Origin of the sequence: Dolichospermum sp. LEGE 00246, from assembly GCF_015207865.1 — a bacterium.
Taxonomy (GTDB): domain Bacteria; phylum Cyanobacteriota; class Cyanobacteriia; order Cyanobacteriales; family Nostocaceae; genus Dolichospermum; species Dolichospermum heterosporum.
In genome coordinates this window covers 1-8358 of sequence record NZ_JADEWA010000236.1, presented here as the reverse complement: position 1 = coordinate 8358, position 8358 = coordinate 1, and the positions used below count along the sequence as shown (strand labels likewise).

7 protein-coding genes are annotated in these 8358 nt (G+C 39.1%); 4 read left to right on the top strand and 3 right to left on the bottom strand.

Annotated elements, in window-relative coordinates:
• Positions 1-145: 145 nt before the first annotated feature.
• From surE to IQ228_RS15660, 3 genes are all read left to right on the top strand, one after another.
• Positions 146-943, top strand: a complete 798-nt coding sequence (gene surE, locus IQ228_RS15670) for a 5'/3'-nucleotidase SurE (protein ID WP_027400770.1) — start codon at positions 146-148, stop codon at positions 941-943.
• A gap of 243 nt (positions 944-1186) precedes the next feature.
• Positions 1187-2068, top strand: coding sequence for an MBL fold metallo-hydrolase (locus IQ228_RS15665; RefSeq protein ID WP_027400771.1), 882 nt, complete (start codon positions 1187-1189; stop codon positions 2066-2068).
• 74 nt (positions 2069-2142) lie between these two features.
• Entirely contained in the window at positions 2143-3033 is an 891-nt protein-coding gene (locus IQ228_RS15660) for a bestrophin family protein (RefSeq protein ID WP_193963470.1), read from the top strand.
• A 131-nt stretch (positions 3034-3164) separates the two neighbouring features.
• Here the strand turns inward: IQ228_RS15660 and IQ228_RS15655 are convergent, their stop codons facing one another.
• From IQ228_RS15655 to IQ228_RS15645, 3 genes are all read right to left on the bottom strand, one after another.
• The gene (locus IQ228_RS15655) at positions 3165-4094 is read right to left on the bottom strand and encodes an alpha/beta fold hydrolase (RefSeq protein WP_193963468.1); all 930 of its coding nucleotides are present in this window, start codon (positions 4092-4094) and stop codon (positions 3165-3167) included.
• A gap of 162 nt (positions 4095-4256) precedes the next feature.
• Positions 4257-5081, bottom strand: coding sequence for an SDR family oxidoreductase (locus IQ228_RS15650; RefSeq protein WP_193963467.1), 825 nt, complete (start codon positions 5079-5081; stop codon positions 4257-4259).
• 515 nt (positions 5082-5596) lie between these two features.
• Positions 5597-6271, bottom strand: a complete 675-nt coding sequence (locus IQ228_RS15645) for a pentapeptide repeat-containing protein (RefSeq protein WP_168467449.1) — start codon at positions 6269-6271, stop codon at positions 5597-5599.
• A 242-nt stretch (positions 6272-6513) separates the two neighbouring features.
• On the opposite strand from IQ228_RS15645, the gene IQ228_RS15640 reads away from it, so the two are divergent.
• Positions 6514-8349: an APC family permease gene (locus IQ228_RS15640; protein ID WP_193963466.1), complete on the top strand. Its 1836-nt coding sequence runs from the start codon at positions 6514-6516 to the stop codon at positions 8347-8349.
• The last annotated feature ends 9 nt before the right edge of the window (positions 8350-8358 follow it).

Below are 8358 nucleotides of genomic sequence, written 5' to 3'. Positions count from 1 at the left end.
GGGGCAGGGGGCAGGGAGAATATTTATTGCCTATTGCCTATTGCCTATTCTATTGCCTATTGCCTATTGCCTATTCTATTGCCTATTGCCTATTGCCTATTGCCTTCTTCCTGACAACTAACAACTAACAACTAACAACTAACAAATGAAATTACTAGTTAGCAATGATGATGGAATTTCTGCTTTGGGTATTCGTACCCTAGCCAACACTTTAGCAGCAGCGGGTCATGAGGTGACAGTAGTTTGTCCAGATCGAGAGCGATCGGCAACAGGACACGGATTAACTTTACTGCAACCAATTCGCGCGGAAATAGTAGAATCTGTTTTTCATCCTCATATTAAAGCTTGGGCTTGTGATGGTACGCCTTCAGATTGTGTAAAATTGGGATTATGGGCTTTATTAGATTCTCCACCAGATCTAGTGCTATCTGGAATTAACCAAGGGGCAAATTTAGGGACAGAAATCCTCTACTCTGGGACTGTTTCTGCCGCAATGGAAGGAGTCATTGAAGGTATTCCTAGTATTGCTTTTAGTTTAACCAGTCATACTCATAAAGACTTTCAAACAGCGGCTAAATTTGCCGAAATCCTGGTTGCTAAAATTGCCGCCCAACCACTGCCAGAATTGATGTTACTGAATGTCAATGTCCCCCCCCTATCTTGGGAAGAAATAGCTGGAGTTACTTTTACCAGACAAGGAGTACGACGTTACGTAGATGTTTTTGATAAACGAACTGATCCCAGAGGTAAAACTTACTACTGGTTAACTGGAGAGGTGATCGAAGATGTAGAACCACCTATAGAACTAAACTTACCAACCCACATTCCCCTTGATGTTCATGCCATTCAAAAAAAATATATCAGTATTACTCCATTACAATATAATTTGACTTATGGGCATGGACTTAATCAGCTATCTGGGTGGGAATTTGAATTTCCCTAGGTTCAGGCATTTTCATCTCAGCTAGAAAAAATTATTTTCAGTGACTTTACTGGATTTTGACTAGCTATTACTTAAGTAAATGTAGGAGTCTAATAATGACATTGAAGCCAAAGTGCTTGCAATTCTGAAAGCCGAGTATGTTGTTTCCAGTAATAAAGTTTGTAAGATAGCATACACTTAAATAAATAAGAAGTCCTGTGTTTTCATGATTCCTTTGCTCAGTCTAGCCAGCCAACAATACCCATGTCCAGGATAGAAAACCAATTTAATGTGCAGTTTTGGGGCGTTAGGGGCAGCATCCCCAGTCCAGGGCTAGATACAGTCCGCTACGGAGGTAATACTCCTTGTGTCTCCATGCAGGTGGGCAGTAAACGACTAATTTTTGATGCGGGGACAGGATTGCACATCTTAGGTAAATCCTTATTGTCCCAAATGCCAGTAGAGGGGCATTTATTTTTTACCCATTCCCACTGGGATCATATTCAAGGGTTTCCCTTTTTTACCCCAGCTTTTATTAGTGGTAATAAATTTGATATTTATGGAGCGATCGCCCCAGATGGTTCTACTATAGAACAGCAGTTAAATGACCAAATGCTGCATCCTAACTTCCCTGTACCATTACAGATTATGCAGTCTAATTTGACTTTTCACAATGTGCAAATCGGACAGCCCATCAATATTGATGAGATTATTATAGAAACCGCTCATTTAAATCATCCCGGTAAAGCAGTAGGATATCGAGTTAATTGGCGAGGTAGTGCTGCTGTTTATATCACGGATACTGAACATTATCCTGATCATTTAGATGAAAATGTCTTGTGGTTAGCTCGCAATGCTGACGTACTCATTTATGATTCTACCTATTCTGATGAAGAATACAGTAATCCCAAATCCCCTAAAATTGGTTGGGGACATTCCACTTGGCAAGAAGCTATAAAAGTTGCTAAAGCTGCTAATGTGAAAACCTTAGTAATTTACCATCATGATCCAGACCACAATGATGATTATTTAGATCGTGTCGGTGAAGATGCTTGTGCGAGTTTTCCTGGTGCAATTATGGCGAAAGAAGGACTAGTTATCCCAGTTAACAAAGAATTTTATCCTCAAAACGGCTGGATAGTTTGATTCTAAAGGTAGGGGTAAAGCAAAAGCTGATATGTGTCATTTTGTAAAAGTTTATATCCCACCCGTATTACTATATGTTAGAGAAAAGACTGTCATGGTTTGAAAGTGCTTTACAAATAAAAGGGTCCGTCATTGCGGCGATTTACAAACGGGTGCTTTTGTGTGGTGGTTTTGGAGTTTTAATTTCCATACTTTATCATCTGAAAATTCCCGTTTCCCAACCAATTTTAGGGACTGTTATTCCCAGCATCGTTTTGGGTTTGTTATTAGTATTTCGTACTAATACAGCCTATGAACGTTTTTGGGAAGGGAGAAAATGCTGGGGGGCAATAGTCAATACTATCCGTAATTTAGCTCGACAAATTTGGGTATCTATTGATGAGAAAGAACCAGAAGATAAAGATCATAAAATTGAGGCTTTAAACTTACTTGTGGCTTTTGGCATAGCGACAAAACTACATTTACGAAGTGAACCTATAAATAGTGATTTAGAAGCATTAATGCCAGATTCTAAATACATCACTCTGAAGATTATCAATAATCCGCCTTTAGAGATTGCCTTTTGGATTAGCGATTATTTACAACAGCAATATCATCGTAATTGCATTAATAGTTATCAACTGACATCTATGCAGGAACTATTAAATATATTGGTAGATAATTTAGGTTCTTGTGAACGAATTTTAAGAACACCAATGCCGCTGGCTTATGCTATTCACCTCAAACAATTATTATTGCTGTATTGCTTCCTATTGCCATTTCAAATCGTCCAGAGTCTTGACTGGTGGACTGGGTTAATTTCTGCTTTGGTTAGCTTTACGTTGTTAGGTATTGAAGCCATTGGGTTAGAAATTGAAAATCCCTTTGGTTATGACGAAAATGATTTACCTTTAGAGGCAATTTGCACGACTATGAAACGAAATATTGATGATTTAATCAGCTTAACTCCTACTGTGCATAAATAATGAAATTTTAAATGGGCGTTGCTGATTAAGGGTATGAATTTTAGTCTCACGCAAAGGCGCAATCACGCACTGAGGTTTGAGTTTTAAAGATTCAATTTGGGAATTTCATACCTCAATTCAGCAACGCCATTTTAAATGTAACTGGAAATAGAAGCTATAAATGGTGATACTACCTCAACAAATGCTTGAGTATACTCATAGGGCATAACATTCTTGCCAATGATTTTGACTCCCTGACCTTGAGGTAAACAATTCAAATAATATGCTAATCTTTCATCGGGAGTTTCTGGTTTACTTTCTTTACTAATGCCGCGAGCTTTTTCTCCCACAACTAATAATGTGCGGTGAGGAATTGAAGCAATATCATGACTATAATCCCTTTGCCAAAATCTGGCTAAAAAAGCAAATACAGCATAGCGCCCATTCATATTTTTAGCATCTGCTATAAGAGTGTTTAACCATTCATCATCAACGTTTTCACTGAGTGCAAATAATTTTTCAGATGAGAAAGAATGTAAAAATTTGCGGGTACGGGCATAGCGGAAAAAGGCATTACCTATGGGAGATGTAAAAATACTCCAAAGTAAGTTCTGTTGCCATTTGGGGGCATTTTTAGTAATAACTGGACGAGAGGTAGGATCAGATAATACTAACCCGGCAATTAGGTCTTTTTCCAGTTTCACTAATTCAATAGCAACTGGTAATAAAGCCCCTTGAACTACGATAATAACGGGTTGTTTAATTACAGTTTGCAAAAAGTATTGTAGCTGTTTTGCCCAGTTAATTGGTGTATGTGCTAAGGCTGGCATATCACTTTCACCACATCCCAATAAGTCGGGATTGTAGATATAATTTTGGTTATTTTTATCATACCATTCTCGGCAAAATCGTTGCCAAAATTGCCGTGATAAACCTACACCGATAGGATGAATTAAAAGTAAAGGAATGCCTGTTGCTGGCGAATTGAGAGGTTGATGAAGTTCGTAAGCACAGCGATAGTTTTGCCAAGAATAATACTGGGTTGGCAATGCTGTTCCGTTGTTGACTGTAGCTGATGACATGATGATATAGGACTCCTATTTGATTTTTGATAGCCTGCGTGGCGTAGCCATACAAGACTCAGTAGGTATCAATTCTGTCTTTCCTGTTCCCTGTTCCCTGTTCCCTGACCACACAAGTAAATTCACAGAATCAAACCGGATTCCTATAATTGGGAATGGGGGCTAAAAAATTATTCGCGGGTGAAGGAATTTATATCCAGCATCTTTAAGCTTTTGATTGGATACCCAGGCATTATATGGGCGGATGTTTTTATTATCTGCATCCCAAATAACTTTAGGTAAATTGTTTTTTGCCATCACATTATCAAGTAATTCTTTATTTGTCAGATGACTATCATCTACAAGATTATAAATGCCTTGTAAGCGATGCTCACGAGCAAATTCTATGGTGTTAACAATATCGTCAACATGAACCCAATTGGTGATATCTTCTCCATTTCCAGGACGAGTTGTTCCTGCGGCTCTACCAAAGATTTTTTCCAGTTCTCTACCCGGTCCATAAATACCACCTAACCGTAAAATACAAATCCGGGTGTTTTCATTGTTTGCTGATAATAATATATCTTCTGTTTTTTTGAGTAGTTGAGAATTGCGATTAGCTGGCGCTGGCGGGCTTTCTTCATCTACCCAAACACCATTTCTGTCTCCATAAATTGAATAACTACCTGTATAGATGACTTGGTGAATATGAGGAAATTGGGGTAAGAGAGAAACTAGATTTTTCGCAGTATCTACATAAGTTTCTTCATAAGAATCTGCATTTTTTGCCCCGATACTTAATAAAAGGATTTCTTGATTTTTTAATACGGCTTTCAAACTTTCTAGATTATTACCTGATGTGGCAATGACTCTTTGTGCTACTGTTTCTAAAGTAGGGATACGTTCTGGGCTAGTGGTAGTTGCAGTCAGCATGAAATTACTGTTTGACTGCCAATATTTGCTAACTGCACAACCTACATAACCACAGCCAATAATTGCAATGTTCATGATCATTAATAGAACTAAAATAAATTATTTTTAACAATTACCAGTCAATAGTCAATAGTACAGGAATTTAGAAGTTTTTGACTAATAAGTATTAGTTCTACTTAAAATTTTCTGCCTATTCAAATATATAACCTGAGAAGGAAGCCACATTGATCATTAAATTTCGTGAATACAGCATTCCTATTTTCTATGTAAACTTGACTTCGGGAGTCAAAGAGCAGGAAGTAGATTCTCTCACATATTATGGATTATGGCTATATTATTAATTTTAATGGCTATGACTAAGTAGGGTTTGCTGAAAAAGTTGTCTGTGAGGGCTAGAAGTATGGCTAACGCCACGCTAGGAGGTAGGGGCGCAGGGACTGCTCCCATTCAGGAGTAGGGTTAACGCCACGCTACGCTATCAGCAAGCCCTAAGTGGGTTCACAGAATAAAACCAAACTCTGTAAAGAAACGTAAAATCCCTGAAAACTTCTTTACTATTGCCTATTGCCTATTACCTATTGGGATTGTTTTCAGGTATGAATTATACCATCAGGCATGATGGCTCCAGCTAATTTAGCTCCAATCAATTTTACCAGCAGGCGATCGCCTGAACGAATTCTCGCTCCTGTCAAATCAGCGCCCCGCAAATCAGCACCGCTAAGATCCGCACCAATCAAATTAGCCGAGCGTAAATTGGCATCTCTTAAGTCTGCTAAGAGTAAGTTAGCCCTAAATAAATTAGCTTCTGACAAATCCGCACCTCTGAGAATCACCTTGTGCATAAAGGTATCACTAAGATTAGACCCGCTTAGATTAGCATAGCTCAAATTTCTGCCTGATAAATCCCGGTTACTCAAATTAGCACGACTAAAATCTTTACCGCTTAAATCTGAATTTGGCTGTGGTTGTTGATAAGTTGTGTGTGGTGGATAGGAGTATGTAGATGATGGTTTATTGGCTTGAGGCGCTGGAGAATAAGCGCGGGTGGGCTGGTTATCCCGTAAAGATCGCAGTTTATCACGAGCTTCATTAAATAATTTCAGCTTTTCCTGGGCTTTGTGTTGTAAGCGCGGATTGTCTTTGGGGAGACGGTCTGGATGCCAAACAAACACTAAATCTTTATAAGCCTGGTTTATTTGTTCGAGTGTAGCCCCTGGCTCTAATTCTAAGATTCTGTAGTATCGCTCCAGTTCGCTGCTCGTCATGGTGTATTAGTGAATATTAATTAATAATTTAACAAATGTTGAGTATTTGTTCATTTAGTGTTTTCTATCTTCTCCACCATCGAGTGGTAGTTAAAGAGGCTTGTTTTTGTTAGCAAAATTTTAGGCTAAAATGTAATGGTTAATTTGTTACAAATCTGCCTAAATTACTATATTCTGTAAACTCAGGTTTGAGTTTATTCTCAACTGAGTCCTAGTTAACATATTTTCCAAGCGGACTTTATATGTCCTTCTACCCTCAAATTAAGCAATTTTTCCTCGGTAAATCTTTACCAACCAGCGCCCATAGCGAAGAACGATTGAGCAACGCGGCAGCTTTGGCGGTTCTTTCTTCTGATGCTCTTTCCTCTGTGGCTTATGCAACAGAAGAAATTTTGCTCGTTTTATTGGCAGCAGGAAGTGGCGCTCTCGGCTTGTCTCTACCCATTGCGATCGCAATTATCGCCCTTTTAGGCATAGTTGTTCTTTCCTATCGGCAAACCATTCGTGCTTATCCTAATGGTGGTGGTTCTTACATTGTCGCTAGAGAAAATTTGGGTCTTTATCCAGGACTAGTGGCTGGTGGTTCGCTGATGATTGATTATATTTTAACTGTCACTGTCAGTATATCTGCGGGTACAGCGGCTTTAACATCAGCAATTCCTGCACTCCAATCTCACACAGTGCTTCTGTGTTTGATTTTCATTTTCTTATTAATGCTGGCAAATCTTAGAGGTGTCAAGGAATCAGGACAGTTGTTTATGGTGCCGACCTTTGCCTTTATTGTGAGTATTTTTCTATTAATTGGCATTGGGCTGTTTAAATATAGCACTGGGCAAGTTCCGGCAGCATATCCTACTCTTCCTGCTACGGAAGGAATAAGTTTATTCTTCATCTTACGGGCTTTTTCGGCGGGATGTACAGCATTGACGGGGGTGGAAGCAATATCTGATGGGGTATTAGCTTTTAAAGCCCCAGAATGGAAAAATGCTCGGCTAACTCTGTTGTATTTAGGGGTGATTTTGGGATTTATGTTTGTGGGTATCACTTACCTAGCCAACATTTATCATATTGTTCCCGAAGATGGACAAACAGTAGTTTCCCTCTTGGGAAGAGTAATTTTGGGGACAGGACCTATTTACTATTTTCTGCAAATTGTTACCCTGTTGGTTTTGATGTTAGCTGCGAATACCAGTTACGCGGATTTTCCTAGACTGTGTTATTTTCTGGCACGAGATGGATTTTTACCCCGTCAGTTGTCTCTATTGGGCGATCGCTTGGTCTACTCCAATGGTATTATTCTCCTCAGTAGTTGTGCGGGAATTTTAGCCATTATTTTCAAAGGTGAAGTTAACGCCATTATCCCTCTCTACGCAGTGGGTGTATTTACTTCTTTTACCCTTTCCCAAGCTGGCATGGTTCGTCACTGGTTTCAAGGACAAACTAGTAATTGGCGTGCAAGCGCACTTATGAATGGATTGGGAGCATTCGCTACTCTCATTGTATTGTTCGTGATCATTTCTACAAAGTTCATCTTAGGTGCTTGGTTAGTTGTAGTAGCAATTCCGTTAGTGGTGGCTTTATTTGCAGCCATTCATCAACATTATCAATATGTAGCCCAACGTCTGAGTATTGAAGATCTAGCACCCCGCAGTTATATCTTCATTCCCAAACCAGCGGTTATCACTCACCCTGCGGTAGTCGTGGTCGGACAACTGAACCGAGGTACAGTAGAAGCTTTAGACTACGCACGGACAATTGCTGATGAAATTGTGGCTGTTCACGTGGATATTGGTTCAACAAACCGGGAAAAACTTCAAGAAAAATGGCAAAATCTCCAATCGGATATTCCTTTGGAAATTATTGACTCTCCCTATCGTTCTGTAATTGACCCAATTGTGGATTTTGTTACTCAGTTTAAAGAACTTCATCCAGATGTTTTTACAACTGTGATTATCCCAGTTTTTGTACCTCGTAATTGGTGGGATAGTGTCTTACATAATCAAACCACTTTGTTTTTAAAGAATGCTTTACGAACTAAGAAAAATCGTATTGTCACAACTGTTAGATATTATTTATAGGCAAGAGGG